Genomic DNA, 25,803 nt, shown 5'->3' on the forward strand with positions numbered 1-25,803 from the left:
TTCAGTTGCCCCGGAGTAACCTTCCCGAAACACATCGGATGTCTGACTGTCTCAGGGGTTGACTTCGGCCTGCTCAGCGGGTCGCGGTCGGCGCCACCGAGCGGATCCCGAGTCGGCTCTCACAGTTGTCACGCTTCGGGTGGCCGGGCTGGTCACCGTTTGGAGGATCGATGTCCGACCTGACCCGACGGCAGGCCCTCAAAGTCGGCGCAGCCGGCGCGGGTGGCGCTCTCCTGCCGTTGCCCTGGACCGCCGTGGCCCGAGCAGACTCGGCCGCGCCGCCGCAGGTCCTGGCCGCCGGGGACCTCGCGCTCTGGTACGACGAGGGTGCCGGCACCGACTGGCTCCGGGCGCTGCCGATCGGCAACGGGCGGCTCGGCGCCATGGTCTTCGGCAACGTCGACACGGAACGACTCCAGCTCAACGAGGACACCGTCTGGGCCGGTGGGCCCCACGACCCCAGCAACCCCAGGGGCGCGGGGGCGCTGGCGGAGATCCGGCGGCTGGTCAACGCGAACCAGTGGACCCAGGCCCAGGATCTGATCAACCAGACCATGATGGGCAACCCCGGCGGTCAGTTGGCCTACCAGACCGTCGGCAACCTCCGGCTCGCCTTCGGATCCGCCACCGGGGCGTCGCAGTACGACCGCACGCTCGACCTCACCACGGCCACCGTCACCACGACGTACGTGCTGAACGGCATCCGATACCAGCGCGAGGTCTTCGCCAGCGCACCGGACCAGGTCATCGCGATGCGGCTGACCGCCGATCGCAGCGGCTCGATCAGCTTCACCGCCACCTTCGACAGCCCGCAGCGCACGACGGTGTCCAGCCCGGACGGCGCCACGATCGGTCTCGACGGTGTCTCCGGCACCATGGAGGGCATCACCGGCGCGGTCCGCTTCCTCGCCCTGGCCAACGCCACCGTCACCGGCGGCTCGGTGTCCAGCTCCGGCGGCACCCTGCGGGTCACGAACGCCACCAGCGTGGTCCTGCTGCTCTCCATCGGTTCCAGCTACGTCAACTACCGCAACGTCGGTGGCGACTACGGGGGCATCGCACGGCAGCGCCTCAGCGCCGCGCGGGCCAACAGCTACGACCAGCTGCGCAGCCGGCACGTGGCCGACTACCAGGCGCTGTTCAACCGGGTCAGCCTGGACCTGGGGCGCACGTCCGCCGCCGACCAGACGACCGACGTCCGGATCGCCCAGCACAACAGCGTCAACGACCCGCAGTTCTCCACGCTGCTGTTCCAGTACGGCCGCTACCTGCTGATCTCGTCGTCGCGGCCCGGCACCCAGCCGGCCAACCTCCAGGGCATCTGGAACGACTCGCTGGCCCCGGCATGGGACTCGAAGTACACGATCAACGCCAACCTGCCGATGAACTACTGGCCGGCCAACACCACCAACCTGGCCGAGTGCCACGGTCCGGTCTTCGACATGGTCAGGGATCTCGCCGTGGCCGGGGCGCGGACCGCCCAGGTGCAGTACGGAGCCGCCAGTGGTTGGGTCACCCACCACAACACCGACGCGTGGCGGGCCACCGCCGTGGTGGACGGCGCGTTCTGGGGCATGTGGCAGACCGGCGGCGCGTGGCTGTCCACGTTGATCTGGGACCACTACCTGTTCAACGGCGACATCGAGTTCCTGCGGGCGAACTACCCGGCCATGAAGGGCGCGGCCCAGTTCTTCCTCAACACCCTGGTGACCGAGCCGACCCTCGGTTACCTGGTGACCAACCCGTCGAACTCGCCGGAGCTCAGCCACCACGCGAACGCCAGCGTGTGCGCCGGCCCCACCATGGACAACCAGATCCTGCGGGACCTCTTCGACGGGTGCGCGCGGGCCAGCGAGATCCTCAACGTGGACAGCACCTTCCGGGCGCAGGTCCGGGCCACCCGCGACCGGCTCCCACCAATGAAGGTCGGCTCGCGCGGCAACATCATGGAGTGGCTCTACGACTGGGTGGAGACCGAGCCCAACCACCGGCACATCTCGCACCTGTACGGGTTGGCCCCCAGCAACCAGATCACCAGGCGGGGCACACCACAGTTGTTCGAGGCGGCCCGTCGGACTCTGGCCCTGCGCGGCGACGACGGCACGGGCTGGTCGCTGGCCTGGAAAATCAACTTCTGGGCGCGGATGGAGGAGGGCAAGCGGGCCCACGACCTGATCCGCTACCTCGCCACCACCGCCCGGCTCGCCCCCAACATGTTCGACCTGCACCCGCCGTTCCAGATCGACGGCAACTTCGGCGCCACCGCCGGCATCGCCGAGATGCTGTTGCAGAGCCACGTCGGGGAGTTGCACATCCTGCCCGCACTGCCGCCGGCCTGGCCGAGCGGGCGGGTCTCCGGCCTGCGGGGTCGGGGCGGGCACACGGTCGGCATCACGTGGAGCAGCGGTCAGGCAACCGAGATCCTCGTCCGACCGGACCGCGCCGGCACCGTCCGACTGCGCGCCCGGATCCTCACCGGCACCGTCACCGTGGTCGACACCGCCGACGGTACGGCGGCCCGCGTCACCCGGATCGAGTCCGACCTGGTCGAGGTCACCGTGCAGGCGGGGCGCACCTACCGGGTCACCAGTTCCGGCGTCGCCACGCCCACGCTGGAGCAGAGCTTCAGCAACGTCGGCATCACCAGCGACAGCAACACGAACGTCGGGAACTTCGACGGCGGCGGGGCATCGCTCTCCGCGCAGGCCCTGGCGCAGGCCGGTGCCAGCCCGGGTGGCACGGTGAGCCGCAACGGGGTCACCTTCCGCTGGCCCAACGTCAGCTCCGGGGCCGCCGACAACGCCATCGCCTCGGGTCAGACCATCGGCGTGACCGGCACCGGCAGCACCCTCGGCTTCCTGCTGACCGGCACGTACGGCGCGGTGTCGGGGACCGGCACGGTGGTCTACGCCGACGGCACCCGTCAGACGTTCACCCTGAGCACGCCCGACTGGTACGGCGGGCCGCACTCCGGAGGAACAGCGGCGATCGTGTCCGCGTACCAGAACCGGCCCAACAACGGCCGCCAAGCCACGGCGGCCTGCATCTACTACGTGGGGGTGACGGTGCAGAACAAGGCGGTGGCCTCGGTCGTGTTGCCCAACATCAGCGCCCGAGCGGCGGTCAACGTCCCGACCATGCACGTCTTCGCCATCGCGATCGGCGGCTGACGGCAACGGATCCTGCTCGGGGGAGCGTGACCGGGCCCGTCCCACCGTGGGACGGGCCCGGTCGTGGCTTCCGATGCTGCGGTGTACCCCGAACGCCGGCCGGCGCGCACCCGGCCGGCGACCCTCGGCCGCCTCCGTCGGGGCAGACGCGGCGTCGATCGGTATACCTCAGAGGTATGAATATGACTCTGAGGTATACCGTCCAACAGCACATCGACGTGGCGGGCCAGGACCTGAGCGTTAGCGGATGCGCTCGCCGCGGCTCTCGATCCGGAAGTGGTCGAAGGCGACGTCGAGGTCGGTGGAGGTGCCGGCCCGGTTGAAGGCCAGCAGCCCGGCCCTCGTCGGCTCGACGTTCAGCGTCTGGGAGCCGAGGTAGCGGTAGACGCCCCCGTCGCTGGAGTAGTAGGCGCGGTAGCGGTCGCCGGTCTTGGTCAGTCGCAGCCAGATGGCGCCGTCGGTCCCGACGATCCGCTGGGCGTCGGCACCGGTGATCTCCAGGGTCGACGCCGTGCCGTTCTGCTCGCGCAGGAACACGATCCGGGCCTTGTTGACGGCCGCGGTCGCGTTGCCCATCTCCCAGGCGAGCTTCACATAGTTGTCGTCGTCCGCGTACGCGAGCACACCACCCTGTTCGTTGTTCGCGGCGAGTGGACGGGAGAAGACGATCCGGGACTCCGCTGTCCAGTCGCCGTCGACGGCCTGGAGGGCCAGGTTCCTCGCCGTGTTGGTGTTGCCCTGGAGGTCGCCCTGCTGAGCGGTGACGACCAGCGCGCCGTCGGCCAGACGCCACCTGCTGTCGTCCGGCCGGACCCACTGCCACTGCGGGCCGAGCGGGGTCGAGTCGAACTCGTCGCTGCCGGTGACGGTGGTGTTGAAGTCCACGGTGTAGACCGACGAGGCTCCGCCGTTGGTGACGGTGACCCGGGCCTGCCCGGTGGCGCTGGTCGCCTGCTCGACGGCGACCGAGGCGGCAGGGTCGGCGGCACCGGCGCTGACCGTCGGCACGGTCGTGGTGCCGGCCGGCGTGAGGACGTTGTAGTGGAGCACCGTCGGCGCGAAGGACGCCAGGCGCTCGCCGTCGACGCGCAGGCTGGTCACCGTCGTGTCGGGGACGAGGTTGAAGACGTAGTTCTTCACCAGGGGGCCGAAGAAGCTCTCCGTCGTGACCTTGACGACCGCCTGACCGGGTACGCCGGCCGCCTGGGAGATGATCTCGTGGCGAGCCTTCCGGTCGGCGGTGCGCACCTTCGTGATGGTCGGCGACGCCCCGGCCGGCAGCGGGATGGTGTACGAGGTGTCCGACAGGTTGAAGCCGCCGAACTCCGTGCCGTTGACGACGATCTTCGCGGACAGCGGCGCGTCGTCGACCGGGACGTCGCGCCCGCTGAACTCCTTCCAGTAGTTCACCGAGGTGTCCCGCCAGTCGGCGGCGTCCGCCTCGTGGACGGCCAGCTTGGCGCGTACCTCGGTGAAGCGGCGCGCGTCGATGTCGGGCTGGAGCGCGTCCCAGGACTCCCGCATCCAGGTCACGTACTGGACGCCCATCTGGTAGCGGTGGACCAGCTCGGCCCAGAACGTCCGCCCGCTGTCCATGCGATGGCCCCACGGCACATGGTGGAACCACATCATCAGGTTCTCCGGGACCGAGTCGATGTCCCCGTAGCGCTGCTCCAGTCGGGGGAAGTACTGGGCGGCCAGGTTGCTGCCGGTGGGGGAGCGGTCGAAGCCGAGCCCGACGGTGTCGGCCTTGTTGTAGTAGACCGGGCTCCAGTCGTCCCGCCCCGCCCAGTCGGCCGGGTCGGGACGGTAGTGGGCGCCCTCGGCGAACTGGTGGCCGATGCCCAGCGGCGTCTGATAGCTGACCAGGGACTCCCAGGAGCCCATCATCATCTTCCGGATGGTGTCGACGACGCGCCTGTCGTTGCTCCAGGTCATCCGCACCCAGTCGGTCGCGATGTCCGTGGAGTCGAGGGTCCAGTCCCAGGCCTGGCGGCCGAAGGCGAACAGGTTCGCCTGGGAGAAGTGGTGCCCGGTCAGGTTGTCGGCGTTGCCGAGGTTGGCGACACCGACGATGGCGGTGTCCGGGTGGTGCTGGGCGGACCCGTCGACGATGTTGCCGACCAGGCGCTTCCTCAGCAGCTTCCCGTTCTCGTCGGTCGCGTACGTGTCGGTCTTGAGGATCTCCTCGTACATCGGGCCGAGGTAGGCCAGCATCCAGTTCTGGCCGGTGTATTCCTGCGTGACCTGGAGCTCCAGGGCCTGGTTGGTGTTCTCCATCCGACCGAACATCGGGTGGATGGGCTCCCGGGCCTGGAAGTCCAGCGGCCCGTTCTTGGTCTGGAGGAACACGTTGTCGGCGAAACGCCCCCGGGTGCCGTCCGGCTGGACCTCGTCGTCGATCGGGCCGAACTCCAGGTAGGCCCGCTTGAGTCGGTCGTTGTCGACCTCGGCGTTGTAGACGAACGTCCGCCAGTGCACGGTCATGCCCAGCGGCGCCACCGCGGCGGCGATCGCGTTGGCACCGTCACCGTGGTCGTACCCGAAATCCTGTGGCCCCGGCTGGCCCTCCGAGTTGGCCTTCACGGTGAGCCCCATGAAGTCGGGAATGGCGGCCTGGATCTGCTGGGCGCGCCGGTTCCACCAACCCCGGAAGTCGGCGCCGTACGGGTCGAGCTGGCTGTTGGTCAGCGTGTCCGGCGCGAACCGGCTGTCCGTGGGCGCGGTGTAGCGGATCGACAGACCCAGCTTGATGCCGTACGGGCGCAGCGCGTCGGCGAGGGCCGCCTCCTGGGCGATGCGGGCGCTGGTCAGGTACGCGTTGTCGGCGTTGACGTTGTTGATGGTGATGCCGTTGATCCCCAGGGACGCCAGCGCGCGGGCCATCACGATGTAGCGGTCGAGGATGACGGGCAGGTTCCGGCCGGCGCTGGCCCCGGTCGCGGCAAAGTTGAAGATCGCACCGTTCTCACCGTTCAACCCGCCCAGGCCGGAGGCGTTGTTGCCGGCGTAGAGCCGCTCGGTCTCCCAGTTGTTCAGCAGCCGATGCCTGATCTTCGGCGACTCGGCGACGCGGAGGTGGTCGATGGGCTTCTGCGTCTGCAGGAGCCGAAGGAAGGCGTAGGTCCCGTACAGCGCGCCCAGGTCGGTGTTGCCGGCGATGACGGTGAACCGCGTCTTTCCGGTGGACACCGAGCGCACGAGGTAGCCCTCGTCGCCGACCCGGGCCAGGTCGCGGCTCGGGATGGCCCGGCCCACCAGGGGTGAGCTCGCCGGTGTGCCGACCACGACCGCGCCGTCCGGGACCTGGTCGCCGTCGATCGCCGTCACGGGTGTCGGCCGGCCGAGCAACCCACCCAGCCCGCGTACCAGCTCGTCCCGGGCGGCGCCGAGCGTGGTGTCGACCAGCTTCTCGCCGGAGCCCGGTGCCATGGCGAGGTCGGCCGTGTGCCGGTGCACCGGCGCGGCGTCGGCGTTCTCGACCACGATCGCCGTGGCCGTGCGGCGGTAGTCGCGCAGCAGCTTCGAGTCGCTGACCGGCACGTACCGCAGCCACAGGTCGGAGCCGCTGTAGTCGTCCGGCGACTGGGCCGCGGCGACGGGTGTCGTGGCGACCGCGAGGGTGGCCGCCACCGTGGTGAGCGCGGTTCCCAGCACGAGGAGAACCCGCCGTAGCCCGGGAGCCGGCTTTCGGATCGTCGCCATCTTCTGCTCCGTCCACTGAAGACGTCGATCGGCTCGGCAGGCGAGCGCAGCGACGTGGATGGCTGGGGACCCGCCGATCCTGTCCGGCCGCTCCGCACCGCGGCAACGAGTTGTCGTTTCTTGTCGCGGGGCCACGCGGGCCGCTCAGGACAGGTGGACCGCCGGCGTCGTCGTGGGCCGCTGTCGTACCCCTGGCGGTCGGGCCCGACCAGGGCGCAGGTTGCGGACGGCCGTCGAGTGGCGGACCACGAGCCGTACCGGCAGGACCATCGGCCGACCGGTGTGCCCGGGAGCGCCCTCGATCATCGAGAGCAGGTGCCGGGTCGCCGCCGAGCCCTCCGCGTAGAGCGGCGCCGCGACCGTGGTCAGCCCGGGTGTGACGATGTCGGCGGCGAGGATGTTGTCGAAGCCGACGATGCTCACGTCGCCCGGTACGTCGACGCCCATCCGGGTGAGGCCGCGGATGAGACCGATCGCCATCTGGTCGTTGAAGGCGAGCACGGCCGTCGCGGGACGGGACCGCAGCTCCTCGGCGGCCCGCTCACCGCCCTCGATGGTCGGGCTGAACGGGCCGATCTGACGTACCTTGATCTCCAGCTCCATGCCCGCCTCGAGCAGTGACCGCCAGCGGATGCCGTTGGGCCAGGACGCCTGCGGACCCGCGACGTAGGTGATGTGGTCGTGCCCCAGCTCCCCGAGGTGCTCGGCGGCCCGCCGGACCCCACGGGGGTTGTCCGTCACGACGCAGGGCACGTCGGCGATGGCGCGGTTGAGGACCACCACCGGCCGCTGCTTGGCGAACATCCGGATGGCCGAGTCCGAGATCCGGCTGCTGGCCAGCACGATGCCGTCGACTGTCGGCATCGTGCGTTCGATCGCCGTCCGCTCCAGTCGGTCGGACTCCTGCGCGTCGATCAGCAGTGTGGTGTATTCGTCGTTCATCGCCGTCGCCTGCGCCCCACGGACGATCTCGGCGTACACCGGATTGGTGATGTCGGCGATGACCAGCGCGATCATGTGCGTCCGGGACGTGGTGAGGGCACGGGCGAGCGGGTTGGTCCGGTAGCCCAGCCGCTCGGCGACCCGCCGGATCCGTTCGGCGGTCTCCGAGTTGACGCGGCTCGGTCGGGAGAAGGCCCGGGACACCGTGGACGGTGAGACGTCGGCTTCGGCCGCGACGTCGTAGATCGTGGCCCTCTTGTCTGGCGGCCTGGTGTGGTCGGGCATTGGCATGCTCCCCCCGGCTACGCGCCGTGATCATGCTATGACGCCGGCGTCTGCCCGGCAATGCTCCGGCACCATTCCGTTCGCCCGAACACATTCGCGCGAGGCAATACATGGCAACCCGTTGCCGTTGCGGCACGGCGGCTGCCTGAATGCTTCACGGGCGGCCCCACGGGCGACCCCACCGGAGCAGAGCGTGCACCTACCTGGGCAGCCGGGTAGCCGACGAAGGGAACGGCTCATGGGTATGACGCGGCGCGGCGCCCTCATGGTCACGGCATCGTCGCTTCTGGTGGGCGCGGTCGGGTGTGGTGCGCCCGAGGCTCCCGGCGGCACCAAGGGTGACTCCACGGGTGAGGTGCCCCAGCGGCCCGCTAAGCCCGTCACCCTCAACGTCCTCGACGTGGCGGGTAACCTCCAACTGACCCAGGCGATGATCGACGAGTTCGTCGCGAAGAACCCCGATGTGATCTCCCGGGTGACCTATTCGAAGGCGCCGGCGCCCGAGCTGGCCGGGAAGATCAAGGCCCAGCAGGGCGCTGACCGGGTGGACATCGGCCTCGTGTTGACCGGCGTCGACGGCCTGGCCGCCGGGATCGAGCAGGGGCTCTGGCTCGACGTGCTGCCGACGTTCCAGGACCGCCTCGGCGGTATGCGCACCTATCTGGAGCCGGCCGCCGCGATGCAGCAGCTCGCCGGCAACGCGGGCGTGACCGTCACCTACTACCCGTCCGGGCCGCTGCTCGAATATCTGCCGTCCCGGCTTGCGACGCCGCCGACCAACGCGCAGGCCCTGCTCGCCTGGGCCAGGGCCAACCCCAGGAAATTCCAGTACGCGCGGCCGGCCAACTCCGGGCCGGGCCGCACGTTCCTGATGGGTCTGCCCTACGTCCTGGGCGACGCGAACCCCAAGGACCCCACCGCGGGGTGGGACCGGACGTGGGCCTTCCTGAAGGAGTTGGGCCAGTACGTCGACTACTACCCGTCCGGCACCACCGAGACGATGAAGAACCTCGCCAACGGCACCGCCCACCTGATCGTCAGCACCACCGGCTGGGACATCAACCCCCGGGTGCTGGGCACGGTGCCCAAGGAGGCCAGGATCGCCACGATCGACGGCTTCCACTGGGTCACCGACGCGCACTACGCCGTCCTGCCCAAGGGCGTGTCCACGGACACCCAGGCCGCCGTGCTGGCCCTGCTCGCGTTCATGCTCACCCCGCAACAGCAGGCGAAGGCGTACGACGAGGGGTACTTCTACCCGGGGCCGGCGGTGAAGGACGTCCAGCTCGCCTCGGCGCCACAGAAGAGCCAGGACGCGATCCGCGAGTTCGGCCGCCCCGAGTACGACGCGCTCATCGCCGGGAACCCGACCGAGGTCCCACTGGACGCGAAGAGTCTGGTGGCGGCGTTCAGCCGCTGGGATCGCGAGATCGGCGGCGGGAAGGTCAAGCAGGGATGAGCGCCTTCTCCCGGCTCCGGTTGGACGGGGTGTCCCGCCGGTTCGGCGGGCAGGCCGCGCTCACCGAGCTGGACCTGACGATCGAGTCGGGCGAGTTCATCGCGCTGCTCGGCCCGTCCGGCTGCGGCAAGTCCACGGCGTTGAACTGCCTGGCCGGGCTTCTGCCGTTGACGCAGGGCAGCATCTGGCAGGACGAGCGCCGGATCGACACTCTGCCACCGGAACGTCGCGGCTTCGGGATGGTGTTCCAGAGCTACGCGCTCTTTCCGCACCTGACGGTCCGGGCGAACATCGCCTTCGGACTGCGCATGCGGCGCCTGCCGAGGGAGGAGACCCGCCGGCGTACGGAGGAGGCGGTGCGGCTGGTACGACTGGAGGACCACGTCGACAAGCTGCCCGGCCAGCTCTCGGGTGGTCAACAGCAGCGCGTGGCCATCGCCCGCGCCGTCGTGTTCGAGCCGTCCCTCGTCCTGATGGACGAGCCGCTGAGCAACCTCGACGCCAAACTGCGCCTGGAGATGCGTACCGAGATCCGTCGGTTGCACCAGTCGCTGGGGCTCACCACCGTCTACGTCACCCACGACCAGGAGGAGGCGCTCTCCCTGGCCGACCGGCTGGTGGTGCTGCGGGAGGGGCGGGTGCAGCAGATCGGGTCACCGCGCGAGCTGCACAACCGACCGGCGAACTGGCACGTCGCCGACTTCATGGGCTACCGCAACCTGTGGCGGGGCCGGGTCGACCGGCTCGACGGCAACAGGGCCACCATCGAGTCGTCCGGTCAACGACTTCTCGGCGAGGCGGTGGGCGACCTCCGGACCGGCGCGGACACGATGGTCGCCGTACGCCCCGAGGACATCCGTGTCGACGGGCCCGGCGAGACCCCCAACGCCATGTCGGCGATCATCGAGGTGGTCGAGTACCAGGGTCGCGAGTTGGCGGCCGAGGCCCGTACCGACACCGGGATGCTGCTGCACCTGCGGACCGAGCAGCGCATCGCGCCGGGCGACCAGGTCAAGCTCGCCATCGACCCGCAGCGGCTCCTGGTCTATCCCGCCGACGCGGCGCGGCGGACCGACCTCCCTGCCAGCGGGTCGGAGGCGGCGCGGTGAGCGACGCCGGGCCCGGTCGGCCGCTGGCGCACTGGCAGCACCGTCTCGCCGAACGGGGCGTCGATCGTCAGCTCTGGTTGCTGGTCCCGGCCCTGATCTTCGTCGTCGCCCTGTTCCTCTACCCGTTCTTCTACGGGCTGACGCTCTCGTTCCAGCCGACCAACGGCGGGCCGTTCAGCGACTACGCCCGGTTCTTCTCCGACGCCTACGAGCGCGGCACGATCTGGATCACGCTGCGGATCGCCCTGCCCGCGGCCCTGCTGAACGTCCTCGCCGCCGTGCCGATCGCCTACCGGATGCGCGGCCGGTTCCGGGGCAAGCGGCTGGTCACCACACTGCTGGTCGTGCCGATCACGCTCGGCACGGTGCTCACCGCCCAGGGGCTGCTGAACTTCCTCGGCCCGACCGGTTGGTTCAACCGGATCCTGCTGGCCACGAGCCTCGTCGACGAGCCGGTGCGGCTGACCCACAACTACTGGGGTGTCTTCTTCTCGTTGGTGATCACCGGTTTCCCGTTCGCGTTCCTGCTGGTGCTCTCCTATCTGTCCGGCATCGACCCCACCCTGGAGCGGGCGGCCGCGACGCTGGGGGCGGACTGGCGTCGCCGGTTCACCCAGATCACCCTCCCGCTGCTGATGCCCGGTCTGGCCACGACCTTCTGCCTGACGTTCGTGCTGGCGTTCAGCGTGTTCCCGTCGGCCGTCCTGGTCGGCAACCCGGCTGGGGAGACCCGGGTCATCTCCCTCGCCGCGTACCAGGCCGCGTACGAGCAGTACGACTACCCGTACGCCTCGGCCATTGCGATGATCATGGGTTTCGTCGAGCTGGTCATCATCGCGGTGGTGCTGGCCGCTCGCAGCCGTTTCTACACCGGCTCCACCGGAGGCAAGGGCTGATGGCAACGACCACCGAGGCACCACCGACCCGGCCCTCCACCACCACCGAGCGGCGGCGGCGCATCACCGCGCGGCCGGCCGCCTGGATCGTGTGGGGCGTCGTCATCTTCTTCTTCCTCAACCTGCTGGGCGTCGTGGCGTCCGTGCTGGTCAGCTCGTTCGGTCAGCGATGGTTCGACACCTGGCTCCCGGACGGCTACACCACGAGGTGGTACGGGCGGGCCTGGGACGAGTTCGCGCTCCTACAGGTCATCACCGTGACACTGCAGGTCTCCGTACTCGTGGTGGGCCTGTCGTTGCTGATCGGCGTGCCGGCGGCCTACGTCCTCGCGCGGCGGTCGTTTCCCGGCAAACGGGTGATCTTCCTCGTGTTCCTGCTGCCCATCCTCATGCCCCCGATCACGTACGGCATCCCGCTGGCGACCGTCCTCTACAAGTTCGGCCTGGCCGGGAACATGTCCGGGGTGGTGCTCGCCAACCTCGTACCATCGGTGCCCTTCGTCATCCTGACCATGACCCCGTTCATCGAGCAGATCGACCCGCGGATGGAGAGTGCCGCGCGCATGTGCGGCGCCGGCCTGCGCACGGTGTTCCTCCGGGTCCTCACGCCGTTGCTCGTGCCGGGCATTCTCGCCTCCGCGATCCTCGTCCTGGTGCGGACCGTGGGCATGTTCGAGCTCACCTTCCTGACCGCCGGCCCGGACTCGCAGACCCTCGTGGTGGCGCTCTACTACTCGATGTCCGCGTCCGGGATCAGGGCCCAGCAGTCGGTCGACGCCATGGCGGTCATCTACACCTCGATGATGCTCGTCCTGCTCGTCGTCGCACTGCGCTACGTCAACCCGACCCAGTTGGTGGCACGGGTCAAGGACGAGCCGGAGCACTGAGGCCGCCACCGTGTCGCGACCGGTCCGGTCACCGGCCCACGGCACCCCGAGGCATCGCGTCGGCCGGCCAGTGGACGCGCGGGCCGGCGGCCACCTCGTCGAGGATCTCACCGATCCGGCCCACGACCGCGACGAGTGCGGGCAGCTTCGTCCGCAGGCCCCGGTACGCCGCGGCGAGGGCTGGGTCGACCGCGATCGGCTCGGCGCGGGCGCTCCCGGGGTCGAGCTGGGTGATGGCCCCCCGCAGATCGGGGGCCAGGCCGATCGCGAAGAGCCCGAGCGCGGCCGCGCCGAGGGCGGCGTCGTCGTCGGCCGCATCCGACACCCGCACCGGGCAGTCCAGGATGGCGGCCATCACCGCACGCCACAGCGGAGATCGGAACGCCCCGCCGGCCAGGCGAACGCTGCTGACCGGTGTCAGCCGCGCCAGGCGGTCACGGACGTCGCCGAGCTGGAGGCAGACACCCTCCACGGCGGCCCGTACCAGGTGGCCGCGAGAGTGCTCGCCGCGCAGGCCCAGGTACGCGCCCGGGGGACCGGACTCCCCCTCCGGGGCCCGCTCGGCCAGCAGATAGGGCAGCATCACCAGGCCGTCGCTTCCCGGCGCGACCCGTTCGGCGAGACCCAGGAACGCGGGTACGGCCCGCTCGTCACCGGACGCCGGGCGAAGGTCGGGCGCGAGGGCGTGACCGGCCCACCCCACCACGTTGCCGCCGTTGCCGACCGTCGCGCCGACAACCCACGCGTCCTCGGTCAACGCGGCGCAGGAGAAGGTCTCCGCCGGGTCGACGAGCGGGGCCGCGACGACCGTCCGCAGGGCCCCGGTGGCCGCGAGCGTCAGACCACCGACCGTGCCGTCGATCGCCGCCATGCCCAGGCTGCTCGACGGGCCGTCGCCCGCGCCCACGACGACCGGCGTGCCGGACGGCAGCCCGACCGACCGGCCGGCCGCCGCCGAGAGTCGCAACACACCCGTCGTGGGTAGGACCGGGGGAAGCTGACCGTCGGACACCCCGACGAGGTCGAGGACGCCCGCGCTCCACACCCGTCGGTGCACGTCGAACATCCCGGTGCCGGACGCCGAGGACAGCTCGGTCACCAACGTCCCGGTCAGCCGATGGACCACGTAGTCCTTGAGGCCGATCCACCACCGCGTCGTGGCGCAGAGGTACGGCTCGTGGCGGGCGAACCAGATGAGCTTGCAGAGCGGGCTTCCCGGGTGCACGGGCGTACCGCTCATGCGGTGCAGCTCCCGGCTCTGGCCGGAGACCCGCAGGTCGCGGGCCACCTCGGCGGAGCGCGTGTCGCGCCGGGTCAGCAGCGGCGTCACCGGCCTCAGCGTCGCGTCCAGCCCGATCAGGCCGTACCTGGCGGAACTGACCGCGAGGGCGACGACCTCCGCGCCGGCGGTGTCGGCGACACACGCGGACATCACCGCCAGGGTGGCCGCCACGAGCACGTCCGGGTCCTGCACCTGCCAGCCGGGCACCGGCTGGAGCAGCGGGTACTCCCGCGCCCGCACGTGCCGTGCGGTGCCGTCCAGCGCGAACGCGCCCGCCCGCACGGCAGTGGTGCCCACGTCGACCCCGAGGATGACACGACGCTCCGGCCCCATCAGCACATGGTCGAGCGGTGTGCGGCGGGTGGGCAAGCGGTTGCGCGCAGTTGTCGTCACCCGGCGCGCCGCAGCGCGCTGCCGACCAGTTTGGGCGCAGAAGATCGAGCATCGCCGACGCGAGTCGTGACAGGATTGTCGGCATGTCTGCTCGCGCACTGAGCTTCGGGATGGTGGCGGAACAATACGAGCGGTACCGACCGGGTTACCCCGTCGAGCTTCTCGACCTGGTGCTCACGTATTCGGGTCGACCGATTCGAACAGCCCTGGAGATCGGCGCCGGGACAGGCAAGGCGACTCGTCTGTTCACCGGGCGGGAGGTCACGGTCACCGCGACCGAACCGGACGGGGCCATGCTCGCCGAGCTGCGCAAGCATGTGCCAGCAGACGTCCGCACCAGGCAGGCCGCATTCGAGGACCTGCGGCCGGGCGAGACCTACGACCTGGTGTACGCGGCGGCGGCACTGCACTGGACGAAACCGGAGGGTCGATGGTCGAGCATGGCCGCGCTGCTGGAACCAGGCGGCGTGTTCGCCTCGTTCGGCGGGCCGACCCAACTGGCCGACCCGGCGGTGGCCGATGCGGTCCGTGCCGCCCGGGCACCCTTCCTGGAGAGCGACGAGGTGCCGTCGCCCGATGGCACGCCCCCGGGGCGTGGGATGCAGTGGCCGGGCACTGAACTCCAACGGTCCGAGTGGTTCGTCGACGTCCGGCAGACCGTGCTCGAGCGTCGTCTGACGATGAGCGCGCGCGACTACGTCGGGCACCTGTCGACGATCTCGGCGTATCTGGAGCTGCCGACCTCGGAGCAGGAGCAGGTCTTCGGCCAGATCATGCAGATCCTGCCCGGGACGGTCGAGCTCTCCGCCGACATCGTCGTGCACCTCGCGCGTCGGCGCACCGAGCGGTAGCGTCCACGGGCGTTCAGACCAGGAAGTTCTCTCGCATCCTCGCGCCCAGGTTGATGCCACCCACCGCGCGGGGACCGGCCGGGTCGTGCACGCTGACGGTGTTGTTGCGCCGCATCAGCTCACGGACCGCGGGCGGCAGCCGGGGCGGGTCGTCCATGGCCGCGATGACCTGCCCGGCGCTCAGGATCAGTCGGTCGGCCAGGGCCGCCGCGTCGGTGTCCACCCGCACCCTTCCGTACTCCCAGGCCGCCGTGGTGAGGTCGAGCACCTCGAACACCCGGGTCAGCAGCGGGTTCGGGTCGGTCACCCGGTCCAGGCGGGGCGCCCGGCTGCCGACCACCGCGACAGCGGCGGCCACCTGCGCGTACGGGTGGAACCCGCACGGCAAGGCGAACAGCGGCCACCGCAGGGCGTGTCCGGCCTCCATCCACAGCGGACGGTAGTTGCGGCGGTGCACCAGCAGTCGCCGGCCCGTCCGGCGGTGGATCTCCTGGGCCTGGGCCTGGAGGTCCACGTGGGCCTCGTCGGCGACCTGACTGACGATCCGGGCCGCCACCACCAGGCCGTCGTCGCTGTCGAGCGCCGCGGTCAGCGCCTCGACCTGCTCGGGGAACCGGACCTGTGCGTGCGTGCCGTACCGGGACTGGACGTCGCGGAGCAGCGCCTGCTGTCGTCCCGGATCAAGCTGGACCCGCCTACCGCCCAGCAACAGCCGGAGCCAACGCATGTCGCCTCGTTTCAGCAGAGCCGTCGTGGACGGCGGCAATGCTAGTGCGTCGGGACTGTGCCGTGTGCGGACGGGGTGGCTGACCGAGCCCTCGGGTCGTGTCGGCGATGACCGGCGACGCGGCGGCGTGCCACAGTGGTCCATGCCCCTGAGCAGGTATCACCTCCGAGCCTCGATCGCCGTCTCGGACATCGAGCGTGCCGTCGGGTTCCACGAAGGCGCACTCGTTGCCTCCGGTGTCGATTTCATCCGCTACGAGCGGGTGGAACACGACCCCAGGGGGATCACGCCTCGGGCCGGTGGTGGCCGCATCGCCTGGTTCCAGGATCCGGACGGCAACACCCTCGCCCTCGAAGCCGACGCCTGATCCGGCCACTCGGGGACCGGGACGAACGCGCCCTACCGCGCGCGCAGCGGGCGGAAGAACGCTCGCAGCTCCTCGGCGAGCAGCCGCGGCTCCTCGATGGCCGGGAAATGTCCGCCGCGCGGCAGCTCGGTCCAGCGTTCGACCTGGTAGAAACGCTCGGCCAGCTCACGCGGCGGCGTAGGCAGCGGTACGAACTCGTTGGGGAAGAGCGCGAAGCCGGCCGGCACCGGGATTCGCTCGGTCACCGGCGTGGAGTGCCGGCGGTGCTCGTAGTACATCCGGATCGACGGCGTCATGGTCCCCGTGACCCAGTAGAGCGTGAGCGTCGCGAGGAGGTGCGCACGGCCGATCCGTGCGTCGACGTCGCCGTGACTGTCCGACCAGTCGCGGTACTTCTCGACGATCCAGCCGGCCAGCCCGGCCGGGGAGTCGGTCAACCCGTACCCCAGGGTCTGGGGTTTCGTCGCGTGTTGGTGTGCATAAGCGCCCTCGGCGGCTTGCCACTCGTCCATCCATGCGAGGTACCGCTGCTCCGCGTCGCTCCACGGCTGCTGCGGCCGCGGCATCGCCGTGGCGCTCAGGAGGATGCCGGTGACGCTCCTCGGATGCAGCTTGGCGAGCTGCGTGGTGACGCCCGCGCCGAGGTCGCTGCCGTGGGCGGCGAACGTGCGGTAGCCGAGCCCCTCGGTCATCAGCCGATGCCAGCGGTCCGCGACGACGGCGTTGACCACGCCCGGGGATGCCGGCCAGTCGGAGAACCCGAACCCCGGCAGTGACGGCACCACCACGTCGAAAGCGTCGGCCGGGTCGTCGGGCTCGGTGAGCAGCGGGATGAGGTCGCGGTATTCCAGGAAACTGCCGGGCCAGCCGTGGGTGAGCACGATAGGTAGCGGGTCTGGCCCCCGGCCGCGGACGTGGACGAAATGCGTACCCTCGAACCGGTAGTGCGGCAGCTCGTTGAGCGTCTTCTCGAAGGCCGGCCAATCGAAATCCTGCCACTGGCTCAGCAGCTCGCGCAGGTAACCCGGCTCGGTGCCGGACTCCCATCCCGGCTCCAGCGGTGCCTGCGGCCAACGCGTGCGACCGATGCGCTCACGCAGGTCAACAAGCACTTCGGTTGCGACGGAGATGCGATACGGCTCGATCGTCGACACCTGCGAACGATAGCCGATGCACAGTTGGCGGCCGGGTGGCATCGCCGCACCGACCGGGCGGCCGTCTCAGCGTCGATCCGGATCCGGTGTACGCCCCCGGGAAGGCCTGGGTAGTTTTCCTGTCATGAGTGAGGACAGCTTCCGCTCGGTGCAGATCGAGCGCACCAGCGTGGGAAACTACGTCGCGCGCAACGTCCGCGGGGGGTCGATGGCGTTGGGCACGGGCGAGGACACCAGCTTCACGCCGGTGGAGTTGCTGCTGGCCGCCATCGCCGGCTGCACCGCGGTCGACGTGGATTACATCACCAGCCGCCGCGCCGAGCCGACCCAGTTCTCCGTCGAGGTCACCGGCGACAAGATCCGGGACGAGACCGGAGGCAACCGGATGCAGAACATCCGAGTCGAGTTCACCGTGACGTTCCCGGAGGGCGCGGACGGCGACCGGGCACGCGAGGCGCTGCCCCGCTCGCTGCAACAGTCGCACGATCGACTCTGCACGGTCTCCCGTACCGTCGAGCTGGGCTCTCCGGTCACGACCGTCGAGACCGCCGGGTCCCGCGGAGACTGACCCGCTCTGAGCATGGCTACTCACGCGCGGTGCGGTCGGTCGTGTGAGGGTGGCGACATGCGTCGACTGCTGGTGCCACTGCTGCTCGTGCTCGCCGTCGCCGCGGCCTGCGCCGGGCCGGACGCCCAACCCGGCGCTCCGGGGCGGGCAGCCGCGGAGTCGGCACCCACCTCGCTGCTTGCCGACGGCAGCGTGCCGTGGGCCGATCTGAGGATCACCGCCGAGGACCTCAACGGTCGCCCCGCCGGGCCGCGGCTGCCGTCCGCCGAGAGCAAGCCGTGCCGAGCGGATCAACTGTCCGGCCGGCTCGTGCGCTGGACGCGGCCCGGAGCCGGCGGCGAGACACCCCGCGGCCTGGACGCCGCCATCGGCAAGCTCGTCGGTGTGGTGGACGTGCGCAACTCGTCGGAGGCCGAGTGCACCGTGCAGGGTGAGGTGCCCACCACCATGTACGCCGGCGGTCGCGAGATCGCCATGCTCTACACGCACGGCATGGACGACGAGGCCCGCGCCCGGGTGGTCGTCGTGCCAGCCGGTGGTCAGGTGAGCCTGCGCCTGGACTGGTCCGGGCCGTTCTGCCAGCCGACCGAGGGGGCGTTGGAGCTTGCGATCGAGGTGCCGCACGGCGGTGGCACGTTGCGCGCACCGATCACCGCCGGCGACCGTCCGGGCTGCCCGCAGGGTGAGGGGGTGAATCCCCGCGCGCGGGCCACGCTCTACGCCAGCGGGTTCACCGAGCCCGACACGACGTCGGCGCCCCCGACCTCGCCGCTCGACCAGCTCACCGTCAGTGTCGCGGGGCCGCCCACCACCACGGCCGGGTCGCGGTCCACCCTCCGCGTGACGCTCGGCAACCCGACCGACACATTCCTCGCGCTGGACCCGTGCCCGGGCTATCTGATGGAACTCTTCTCCCTCGGCGACGCGACCGACGAGGCGGTGAACACGGCTCAGTTGTACCGGCTCAACTGTGCCCCGGTCCCGCAGATCCCCGCGGGTGGTGCCGCAGTCTTCGAGATGGTCGTCGAGATGCCGGCACCGATGCGCGCGGGGCGCGAGCTGACGGTCACGTGGAAGCTCTACCTGCCGCATTACGTCCAGCGTGGCAACCAGTTCGGTGCTGTCGTCCTACCGGTCGTCTGAGGCGCACCCGAGTTGGGCTTGAGGGTGTGGGAGCGCTCCCGTAATATCCCTGACGCGGCCTGTTAACGCTCACAACAGTTTCGTCCGCAGTGACCACCACCAATGCATGGGCCGCCATCCGTCAGGAGGGTGCTTTATGACCAGATCCACAGCCACCAATGTCGGCCTGGTGTCGGCCGGCGTCGCCTTACTGGTGTCGTCGACGGTTGTCGCTGCCTTGCCGGCCGGCGCCGCGGCTGCGGGCTGTTCGGTGACCTACGCCGTGTCGTCGCAGTGGCAGGGCGGCTTCGGTGCCAACGTGTCGGTCACGAACCTGGGTGACCCGCTGACCAGTTGGGCGTTGACCTGGTCGTACGGCGCCGGGCAGACGGTGACGCAGGCCTGGAACACGTCGTTGACGCAGAGCGGTGCGGCGGTGACGGCCACGAACGTGAGCTACAACGGAGCGGTCGCGACCAACGGCACGGTGTCGTTCGGCTTCAACGGCTCGTGGACGGGCAGCAACCCGGCTCCGACGAGTTTCGCCCTGAACGGGGTGACGTGCACCGGCGGCACGACGTCGCCTCCCACCACACCGCCTCCCACCACCCCGCCACCGACGACCCCGCCGCCGGGCGGCACCTGCGACCTTCCGTCGACGTACCGCTGGTCATCGACAGGCGTGCTGGCGACCCCGAGGTCGGGTTGGGTGTCGCTGAAGGACTTCACCGTTGCCCCGTACAACGGCCAGCAGTTGGTCTACGCCACCACGCACGACTTCGGGACCAGATGGGGTTCGATGAACTTCAGCCTGTTCACGAACTACTCGCAGATGGGCTCGGCCAGCCAGAACGCGATGAACTCGGCGACGGTGGCGCCGTCGTTGTTCTACTTCGCGCCGAAGAACATCTGGGTGCTCGCCTACCAGTGGGGTGGCACGGCATTCTCGTACCGGACCTCCAGCGACCCGACCAACCCGAACGGGTGGTCGTCGCCGCAGACGCTGTTCACCGGAAGCATCACCGGTTCCGGCACCGGGCCGATCGACCAGGCTCTGATCGGTGACGGTACGAACATGTACCTGTTCTTCGCCGGTGACAACGGCAAGATCTACCGGGCCAGCATGCCGATCGGGAACTTCCCCGGCAACTTCGGCAGCAGCTACACGACCATCATGAGCGACACCACGAACAACCTGTTCGAGGCCCCGCAGGTCTACAAGCTCCAGGGCCTGAACAAGTACCTCATGATCGTCGAGGCGATCGGTTCGACGGGCCGCTACTTCCGCTCGTTCACGGCCACCAGCCTGGGTGGTTCGTGGACGCCGCAGGCCGCGACCCAGAGCAACCCGTTCGCGGGCAAGGTCAACAGCGGTGCGACCTGGACCAACGACATCAGCCACGGTGAGCTTCTGCGTACCAACGCCGACCAGACCATGACTGTCGACGCCTGCAACCTGCAACTGCTCTACCAGGGCCGTTCCCCCAGCTCCGACGGCGTGGACTATGGCCTGCTGCCGTACCGGCCGGGTCTGCTGACCCTCCAGCGCTGAGGCGCGCCGAGCAGGATCGGGCAGGACCGGACGGGCGGGCTCGGCGCAGACGCCGAGCCCGCCCGAGCCCATGCCACGACACTCGTCACCGGTGCCGGTCGGCGGCTGACGAGTTTGGGATGATGCGCCGGTCGATCCACCCGAAATCACCTGACTCGAAGGGGCCCTCGCGATGGCAAAGGTCATCTCCACGCTGTTCATCTCGGCCGACGGTGTGGCCGAGATCGACCCGGCCTGGCACTTCCCGTACTTCGACGAGAACATGGGTCGCGCCGTCAGCGAGGACTACGACACCGCCGACGTGCTGCTCATCGGCCGCGAGACCTATGACAGTTTCGCCGGAGCGTGGCCCGACCGTGAGGCCGCCGGTGGCGACGACGCCTCGTTCGCCAAGCAACTCGGTGACGTCCGCAAGGTCGTCGTCTCACGTCAGTCGCTCGACCTGCCCTGGCGCAACTCGGAGCTGATCCAGGGTGACCTCCTCGATGCCGTCGCCTCGCTCAAGGCCGACGCGGGTGTCCGAGGCATCCTCATCCCCGGGTCGATCTCGGTGGTGCAGCAACTGCTCGCCGCGGGGCTGGTCGACGAGCTGCGGCTGCTGGTGCATCCGGTCGCGGCCCGCAAGGGCCGCAGACTGTTCGACGAGGGCGATGCGGCGTACCACCTGCGACTGGTGGCGACGGAGGCCTTTCCGACGGGAGTGCTCCGGGTGATCTACGCGCCGGGCGCGGCCCCCGACGCGGTCGGCTACGACGACGCCCTGGGTGAGGTGCCGGCCGGGAACTAGTGCGCTGAGGGTGCCCGCCGGCCGTGCGCCGGGTCCAGGTCGTCGTAGGCCCGTGTGAAAATTCCGCCGTGACTGGATGGACCTACAACGATCGCCCCGACGGCGTCCGCTTCCTGACCGACCGCATCCACGAGCCGGGCCGCAGCGCGATCGAGGACGAGCTGTGGTCCTGGATCGTGCGTGGGGAGGACGACGCCGACGAGTTCGTTGACTTCTTCGACGACGACGACGAGCGCTGCGGTGTCACGGACGACGAGCTCAGGGCGGCGTACGAGAAGGCATCGGATGCCCGGCGGGCGCAGCAGCGCGAGTGGGGCGAGGTGCGTGGCAACATCACCCGCGCCTTCACCGAGCTCACCGAATTGGGCGTGTTGGCCAGGGCGGACTTCACCTGCTGCGGCACCTGCGCGAACGCCGAGATTCACGACGAGCGCGACGACTCCCGGCACTGGCAGGGCTTTCTCTGGTTCCACCAGCAGGACACCGAGTCACTGCTCGCGAGCGAGGACGGCGAGGTCTACCTCGGCTACGGCGTCTACCCGCCGACCGCCTTCGACGAGAGCGCCTACGAGGGCCTCTCGGAGGCGGAACAGCAGGCCGCCTATCAGGCCGACCTGGAGCGACTGCTGGACGAGATCGCGTTCCCGGTGCTGCGTCGGCACGGGATGCGGGTGGAGTGGAACCGCAAGCAGTCCAGGCGGATCCGGGTCATTGGCGCCCAGTGGTACGCGCCGTTGCGGTGAGCACCACCGAGCCGTCCCACATCTTGACCCACCATTTAGTGAGGCCCATCTATATTGACGTTTGACGTTGACGGCGACAGGATCTTGGCACCACCACCCCACCGTTATCCCGTCTGGGAGGCGCCATGACCCGTCCCCGCCTGCCCCTCCTGCGGGCAGCCACCCGGCTGGCCGCACTCGCCCTGGCCACCGCCGGCGTGCTGTTCACCGTCGCCACACCCGCCAGCGCGGCCGTGCCCACCGGCCGCTACGTCGCGCTGGGTGACTCGTACACCTCAGGGCCCCTGATTCCCTCCCAGGTCGACCTGAACTGTCTGCGGTCCAGCCGTAACTATCCGTCGCTGGTGGCCGCAGCCGCCGGCTCGTCGTCGTTCGCCGACGTGAGCTGTTCCGGGGCCACCACGGAGGACATCCTCGTCGGCGGCAGCGGCGCGTTGGGCACCGCACTGCCCCCACAACTGAGCGCGGTGACGTCCAGCACCGCACTTGTGACGGTGCAGATCGGCGGCAACGACATCGGCTTCTCCGGCATCATCACCGACTGTGCGGAGGCGAGCCTCAGCAGCCCGCTCGGCTCACCGTGCAAGAACCGTTTCACCGCCGGAGGCGTCGACCAGTTGCAGGCGAGGATCGTCGCCGCGACGCCGAAGGTGACCGCTGTGCTCCAGGCGGTCCGCCAGGCCGCGCCGGGCGCGCGGGTCGTGGTGCTGGGATATCCGGCGATCCTGCCGGACACCGGGTACGGGTGCTGGCCGGTCGTTCCGATCGCCTACCAGGACGTGCCGTACCTGCGTGGCGTCGAGAAGTCGCTCAACGCCATGCTGGCCAGCGCCGCGAGCGCCAACGGTGCCACCTACGCCGACGTGTACACCCCGTCGATCGGCCGCGACGCGTGCAAGAGCAGCGGCACCCGGTGGGTCGAGGGGCTGGTGCCGCAGAACTCGGCCGCCCCGTTCCACCCGAACGCCCGTGGTGAGCAGGGCATGGCCACCGCCCTGCTGGCCAGGCTGAACAGCTGACCCCGACCGCGATCGGTTGAGCCTGCCCCGTCGCCAGCGGCGGGGCAGGCTCACGGCTGCCCTCGTCACGGTCTGACCCGCGCCTTCGCCCTGGTCTCGGCCCTGGGGCGCTCAGGAGGCGACCGGTTGCGCGCACCGACGAGATCGGTCGAACGACCGGGCGGTGCTTGAGATCGGGAAGTCCGGGGTATCGGAAGCTTTATGCCGAGTGTGGGGCAAGTCGTCGGAGACCGTTACCGTCTGGTCGAAAGCATCGCCAGTGGCGGTATGGGTGACGTGTGGCGGGCCGTCGACGAAACCCTGGACCGCTGCGTGGCGGTCAAGATGCTGCAACCCCGGCTGGTCACCGACGCCGGCTTCGGCGAGCGGTTCCGCCGCGAGGCCCGGGCGATGGCGGCCCTGCGTCACCCGGGTGTCGCCCAGGTCTACGACTACGGTGAGGTGTCCCGTTCCGGAGCGCCGGTCCTCGCCTACATCGTGATGGAATGCGTGCAGGGGCAGCCCCTGTCGCAGCGGATCGCCGAGGTTGGTCGGCTGGAGGTCGCCGAGGCGATGTCGATCGCCGCGCAGACCGCCCGTGCCCTCCAGGCGGCGCACGACGCCGGGGTCATCCACCGGGACGTCAAGCCCAGCAACTTGGTCATCGAGCCGGACGGGCACGTCGTCCTCGTCGATTTCGGCGTCGCGGTGACGCAGGAGGCGGTGAGCCTGACCGGCACGAACCAGGTCGTCGGCACCGCCCTGTACATGGCTCCGGAGCAGATCGCGAAGAACGAGATCTCCCCGGCGATCGACATCTACGCGCTCGGCGCCGTCGTCTACCACTGCCTCGCCGGCCGTCCGCCGCACCAGGGCGAGACCGCCCTCGCGGTGGCGCTGCGGCACCTCGAAGAGGAACCGTCGCCGCTGCCCGAGGACGTTCCGGAGGCGGTCCGGAGGCTGGTCGCCACCGCGATGGCCAAGGAGCCCGCCCACCGCTTTCCGACGGCGGCGGCCATGGCCACGGCGGCGCAGGCAATCGCCGACCCGTCCGACCTGCTGCGGACCGCCACCGGGGCGACCGCGATCGGGGCGCCGGTCGCGCACCCGGTTGCCCGGCGTTCCATTCCCGGCGGCGCGACGCGTCGGGCGGGCAGTCCCGGGTCCACCGGGCTCGCGGTGCTCCTCGGGTCGCTGGCAGCCGCGGCTGCCGTCCTGGTGCTCGCCGATCCCACCGGGATGATGCCGGGCCCGACCGGGCAGCCGACGACGCCGCCCACGACACCACCGGCGGTGTCGCCGACGGTGCCGGCGCAGGGGGAGCCCGGCCCCGGTGTCGGCGGCGGCGAACCGGCCACCCGCGACTCGGCGGGTCTGCCGGTACGGGCGCCCGGATCCCCGACCCCGGCGGCCACCGCTTCGGCCACCGGAGGCCCGTCGGCGTCGCCCGGGGAGAGCGCTGTGGGAACGCCCGAGCCCAGCACGTCCGAGAGTGCCCCTGCGGGACCGACGGCAGCCCCGACCGGTGGGACGACGGAGGAACCGACCGAGGAACCGACGGACGAACCGGTTTCGGACCCGACCGACGAGCCGTCGAGTGAGGAGTCGGCGTCGACCGAGGAATCGGCGGCGGGGCGGCCCGCGGCGCCGCAGGTCTAGCGGACGACGGGGCGTACCCCTGGCACGGCTCTGGCGCGGCGGCCGGAGCCGCCACGCCAGAGGGTGTGGTGTCAGGAGCTGACCAGGTCAGCCCGTGCGGCAGGTGACCGTCGGCCAGTTCCAGTTGCCGTTGGCCATGATCGTGAGCCCGAAGTTGTTGCCGTTGCCGTTCGGTCTCGCGGTGACCGTGCCGCTCGTGCCGCTGACGGAGGCGTTCCAGCTGTTCTGCACGCTCTGGCCGCCGCCGAGGCCGAGGCTGACGACCCAACTGTTGGTGCCGCTGACCGCGACGTTGAGGTTGAACCGGTCACCCCACTGCTGCCCGGCGGAGATCGTCGCGTTGCAGTTGCCGTTGCCGGGCGGGTTGGTGGGGGTGGTCGGGTCCGGGTTGCTGCCACCGCCCTCCCGGACGGTGATGTCGGAGCTGCCGCTGCTCTGGTAGCCCTCGGTGGCCATGACCTGGTAGCTGTGGTTGGTGCCGAGGTTCAGGCCGGCGCGGGCCCAGGCGTCGAAGTGGTTGGCGGTGGTGATGGTGCCACTCGAGCGCTTCTGCTGGCGGACGCTCCAGAACTGGTAGAACGTCTGGTTGCCGTCGATCGACGGGGCGTTGACCCGCTGGCTGCGGAGGATGTCGTACGTGCCGCCGTCAGTGGTGACCGTGCCCATCCGGGTGGCGCCGCTGCTCGGGTTGTAGGTGCCGAAGTTCTCCACCACGTAGTACTCGATCAGCGGGTTGCGCGTCCACCCGTACAGGGCGAGGTAGGTGTTGTTGTTGCCCGGGTTGTAGCTGCCCGAGTAGGTCACCGTGCGCCGGTTGCCGGTGGCCCAACCCTTGCCGCCGACCCAGTTGTTGGTGCTCCTGTCCCAACTGCTGGTGTACCGGCCGTCGGCGCGCAGCGTCATGCTGGCGTTGCCGCTGTCCTTCCAGAACGAGAAGTAGTAGCCGTTGTGCGTGCCGGTGAGGTTCGAGGTGAGGGTCCGGTCGGCCTCGGCGTACGCGTTGGTGGCGGTCATCGTGCCGGTGACGGCCAGGACGGCGGCGCAGGCGGCGCCGAGGAGCAGCCGGATACGGCCACGCCGTCTGGGTCTGGTGGGGATCTCGCCGGTGTCGATCATTAACGTGTTCCTCCTTGTGGCGGCTGGCGGG

The 25,803-nt window shown here is 70.1% G+C and carries 20 protein-coding genes; 14 read left to right on the plus strand and 6 right to left on the minus strand.

Annotated elements, in window-relative coordinates; translation table 11 throughout:
• Positions 1-170 precede the first annotated feature (170 nt).
• On the plus strand, positions 171-3,170 hold the full coding sequence (locus LADH09A_RS11045; protein WP_238644789.1) for a glycoside hydrolase family 95 protein: 3,000 nt from the start codon (positions 171-173) through the stop codon (positions 3,168-3,170).
• Positions 3,171-3,410: 240 nt separating this feature from the next.
• Here the strand turns inward: LADH09A_RS11045 and LADH09A_RS11050 are convergent, their stop codons facing one another.
• Together LADH09A_RS11050 and LADH09A_RS11055 are read right to left on the minus strand one after the other, a co-directional pair.
• Complete coding sequence (locus tag LADH09A_RS11050; RefSeq protein ID WP_238644790.1) at positions 3,411-6,875, minus strand: alpha-glucuronidase family glycosyl hydrolase; 3,465 nt, start codon at positions 6,873-6,875, stop codon at positions 3,411-3,413.
• A 144-nt stretch (positions 6,876-7,019) separates the two neighbouring features.
• Positions 7,020-8,102, minus strand: coding sequence for a LacI family DNA-binding transcriptional regulator (locus LADH09A_RS11055; RefSeq protein WP_238644791.1), 1,083 nt, complete (start codon positions 8,100-8,102; stop codon positions 7,020-7,022).
• 238 nt (positions 8,103-8,340) lie between these two features.
• Between LADH09A_RS11055 and LADH09A_RS11060 the strand changes: the two genes are divergently transcribed.
• From LADH09A_RS11060 to LADH09A_RS11075, 4 genes are read left to right on the plus strand one after another with little or no spacing between them, the layout of a single operon-like run.
• Positions 8,341-9,561, plus strand: a complete 1,221-nt coding sequence (locus LADH09A_RS11060; protein WP_238644792.1) for an extracellular solute-binding protein — start codon at positions 8,341-8,343, stop codon at positions 9,559-9,561.
• Positions 9,558-10,670 (plus strand): ABC transporter ATP-binding protein, encoded by a 1,113-nt coding sequence (locus LADH09A_RS11065; protein WP_238644793.1) that lies wholly within the window; start codon positions 9,558-9,560, stop codon positions 10,668-10,670. The genes LADH09A_RS11060 and LADH09A_RS11065 overlap by 4 nt, the downstream gene beginning before the upstream one ends.
• Complete coding sequence (locus LADH09A_RS11070) at positions 10,667-11,566, plus strand: ABC transporter permease (protein ID WP_238644794.1); 900 nt, start codon at positions 10,667-10,669, stop codon at positions 11,564-11,566. The genes LADH09A_RS11065 and LADH09A_RS11070 overlap by 4 nt, the downstream gene beginning before the upstream one ends.
• Positions 11,566-12,453, plus strand: a complete 888-nt coding sequence (locus LADH09A_RS11075; RefSeq protein WP_238644795.1) for an ABC transporter permease — start codon at positions 11,566-11,568, stop codon at positions 12,451-12,453. The genes LADH09A_RS11070 and LADH09A_RS11075 overlap by 1 nt, the downstream gene beginning before the upstream one ends.
• Positions 12,454-12,481: 28 nt before the next feature.
• Here LADH09A_RS11075 and LADH09A_RS11080 read toward each other — a convergent pair whose 3' ends face one another.
• Positions 12,482-14,068, minus strand: coding sequence for a gluconokinase (locus LADH09A_RS11080; RefSeq protein WP_238644796.1), 1,587 nt, complete (start codon positions 14,066-14,068; stop codon positions 12,482-12,484).
• A gap of 143 nt (positions 14,069-14,211) precedes the next feature.
• Here LADH09A_RS11080 and LADH09A_RS11085 point away from each other — a divergent pair, with 143 nt between their 5' ends.
• Complete coding sequence (locus tag LADH09A_RS11085) at positions 14,212-14,979, plus strand: class I SAM-dependent methyltransferase (RefSeq protein ID WP_238644797.1); 768 nt, start codon at positions 14,212-14,214, stop codon at positions 14,977-14,979.
• A gap of 13 nt (positions 14,980-14,992) precedes the next feature.
• On the opposite strand, the gene LADH09A_RS11090 is transcribed toward LADH09A_RS11085, so the two are convergent.
• Positions 14,993-15,706 carry a hypothetical protein gene (locus LADH09A_RS11090; RefSeq protein WP_238644798.1) on the minus strand — a complete coding sequence of 238 codons (714 nt, stop codon included), beginning with the start codon at positions 15,704-15,706 and terminating at the stop codon, positions 14,993-14,995.
• A 142-nt stretch (positions 15,707-15,848) separates the two neighbouring features.
• On the opposite strand from LADH09A_RS11090, the gene LADH09A_RS11095 reads away from it, so the two are divergent.
• Positions 15,849-16,073, plus strand: a complete 225-nt coding sequence (locus LADH09A_RS11095) for a VOC family protein (protein ID WP_238644799.1) — start codon at positions 15,849-15,851, stop codon at positions 16,071-16,073.
• A 32-nt stretch (positions 16,074-16,105) separates the two neighbouring features.
• Here LADH09A_RS11095 and LADH09A_RS11100 read toward each other — a convergent pair whose 3' ends face one another.
• Positions 16,106-17,227 (minus strand): epoxide hydrolase family protein, encoded by a 1,122-nt coding sequence (locus LADH09A_RS11100; protein WP_238644800.1) that lies wholly within the window; start codon positions 17,225-17,227, stop codon positions 16,106-16,108.
• A 124-nt stretch (positions 17,228-17,351) separates the two neighbouring features.
• Between LADH09A_RS11100 and LADH09A_RS11105 the strand changes: the two genes are divergently transcribed.
• The 7 genes from LADH09A_RS11105 to LADH09A_RS11135 all read left to right on the plus strand — a co-directional run bounded on the left by LADH09A_RS11105 (position 17,352) and on the right by LADH09A_RS11135 (position 24,656).
• The gene (locus LADH09A_RS11105; RefSeq protein ID WP_238644801.1) at positions 17,352-17,795 is read left to right on the plus strand and encodes an OsmC family protein; all 444 of its coding nucleotides are present in this window, start codon (positions 17,352-17,354) and stop codon (positions 17,793-17,795) included.
• A gap of 57 nt (positions 17,796-17,852) precedes the next feature.
• Positions 17,853-18,938 (plus strand): hypothetical protein, encoded by a 1,086-nt coding sequence (locus LADH09A_RS11110; RefSeq protein ID WP_238644802.1) that lies wholly within the window; start codon positions 17,853-17,855, stop codon positions 18,936-18,938.
• Positions 18,939-19,074: 136 nt separating this feature from the next.
• Positions 19,075-20,469 carry a non-reducing end alpha-L-arabinofuranosidase family hydrolase gene (locus LADH09A_RS11115; protein WP_238644803.1) on the plus strand — a complete coding sequence of 465 codons (1,395 nt, stop codon included), beginning with the start codon at positions 19,075-19,077 and terminating at the stop codon, positions 20,467-20,469.
• Between the two features lie 172 nt (positions 20,470-20,641).
• Positions 20,642-21,256 carry a dihydrofolate reductase family protein gene (locus LADH09A_RS11120; RefSeq protein WP_238644804.1) on the plus strand — a complete coding sequence of 205 codons (615 nt, stop codon included), beginning with the start codon at positions 20,642-20,644 and terminating at the stop codon, positions 21,254-21,256.
• Positions 21,257-21,324: 68 nt separating this feature from the next.
• Positions 21,325-21,999, plus strand: coding sequence for a DUF6891 domain-containing protein (locus LADH09A_RS11125; RefSeq protein ID WP_238644805.1), 675 nt, complete (start codon positions 21,325-21,327; stop codon positions 21,997-21,999).
• A gap of 125 nt (positions 22,000-22,124) precedes the next feature.
• Positions 22,125-23,018, plus strand: a complete 894-nt coding sequence (locus LADH09A_RS11130; RefSeq protein WP_238644806.1) for an SGNH/GDSL hydrolase family protein — start codon at positions 22,125-22,127, stop codon at positions 23,016-23,018.
• 201 nt (positions 23,019-23,219) lie between these two features.
• Complete coding sequence (locus tag LADH09A_RS11135) at positions 23,220-24,656, plus strand: serine/threonine-protein kinase (RefSeq protein ID WP_274529357.1); 1,437 nt, start codon at positions 23,220-23,222, stop codon at positions 24,654-24,656.
• Positions 24,657-24,743: 87 nt separating this feature from the next.
• Here LADH09A_RS11135 and LADH09A_RS11140 read toward each other — a convergent pair whose 3' ends face one another.
• Complete coding sequence (locus tag LADH09A_RS11140) at positions 24,744-25,772, minus strand: glycoside hydrolase family 11 protein (RefSeq protein ID WP_238644808.1); 1,029 nt, start codon at positions 25,770-25,772, stop codon at positions 24,744-24,746.
• Positions 25,773-25,803 lie beyond the last annotated feature (31 nt).

It is taken from the genome of Micromonospora cabrerizensis (genome assembly GCF_022230955.1).
GTDB lineage: Bacteria > Actinomycetota > Actinomycetes > Mycobacteriales > Micromonosporaceae > Micromonospora > Micromonospora cabrerizensis.

Coding starts and splice junctions, on each gene's coding strand:
- LADH09A_RS11045 (WP_238644789.1), top strand. CDS start 171: ATGTCCGACCTGACCCGACGGCAGGCCCTCAAAGTCGGCGCAGCCGGC.
- LADH09A_RS11140 (WP_238644808.1), bottom strand. CDS start 25,772: ATGATCGACACCGGCGAGATCCCCACCAGACCCAGACGGCGTGGCCGT.
- LADH09A_RS11095 (WP_238644799.1), top strand. CDS start 15,849: ATGCCCCTGAGCAGGTATCACCTCCGAGCCTCGATCGCCGTCTCGGAC.
- LADH09A_RS11065 (WP_238644793.1), top strand. CDS start 9,558: ATGAGCGCCTTCTCCCGGCTCCGGTTGGACGGGGTGTCCCGCCGGTTC.
- LADH09A_RS11130 (WP_238644806.1), top strand. CDS start 22,125: ATGACCCGTCCCCGCCTGCCCCTCCTGCGGGCAGCCACCCGGCTGGCC.
- LADH09A_RS11090 (WP_238644798.1), bottom strand. CDS start 15,706: ATGCGTTGGCTCCGGCTGTTGCTGGGCGGTAGGCGGGTCCAGCTTGAT.
- LADH09A_RS11050 (WP_238644790.1), bottom strand. CDS start 6,875: ATGGCGACGATCCGAAAGCCGGCTCCCGGGCTACGGCGGGTTCTCCTC.
- LADH09A_RS11085 (WP_238644797.1), top strand. CDS start 14,212: ATGTCTGCTCGCGCACTGAGCTTCGGGATGGTGGCGGAACAATACGAG.
- LADH09A_RS11110 (WP_238644802.1), top strand. CDS start 17,853: ATGCGTCGACTGCTGGTGCCACTGCTGCTCGTGCTCGCCGTCGCCGCG.
- LADH09A_RS11105 (WP_238644801.1), top strand. CDS start 17,352: ATGAGTGAGGACAGCTTCCGCTCGGTGCAGATCGAGCGCACCAGCGTG.
- LADH09A_RS11080 (WP_238644796.1), bottom strand. CDS start 14,068: ATGGGGCCGGAGCGTCGTGTCATCCTCGGGGTCGACGTGGGCACCACT.
- LADH09A_RS11075 (WP_238644795.1), top strand. CDS start 11,566: ATGGCAACGACCACCGAGGCACCACCGACCCGGCCCTCCACCACCACC.
- LADH09A_RS11135 (WP_274529357.1), top strand. CDS start 23,220: ATGCCGAGTGTGGGGCAAGTCGTCGGAGACCGTTACCGTCTGGTCGAA.
- LADH09A_RS11120 (WP_238644804.1), top strand. CDS start 20,642: ATGGCAAAGGTCATCTCCACGCTGTTCATCTCGGCCGACGGTGTGGCC.
- LADH09A_RS11060 (WP_238644792.1), top strand. CDS start 8,341: ATGGGTATGACGCGGCGCGGCGCCCTCATGGTCACGGCATCGTCGCTT.
- LADH09A_RS11055 (WP_238644791.1), bottom strand. CDS start 8,102: ATGCCCGACCACACCAGGCCGCCAGACAAGAGGGCCACGATCTACGAC.
- LADH09A_RS11115 (WP_238644803.1), top strand. CDS start 19,075: ATGACCAGATCCACAGCCACCAATGTCGGCCTGGTGTCGGCCGGCGTC.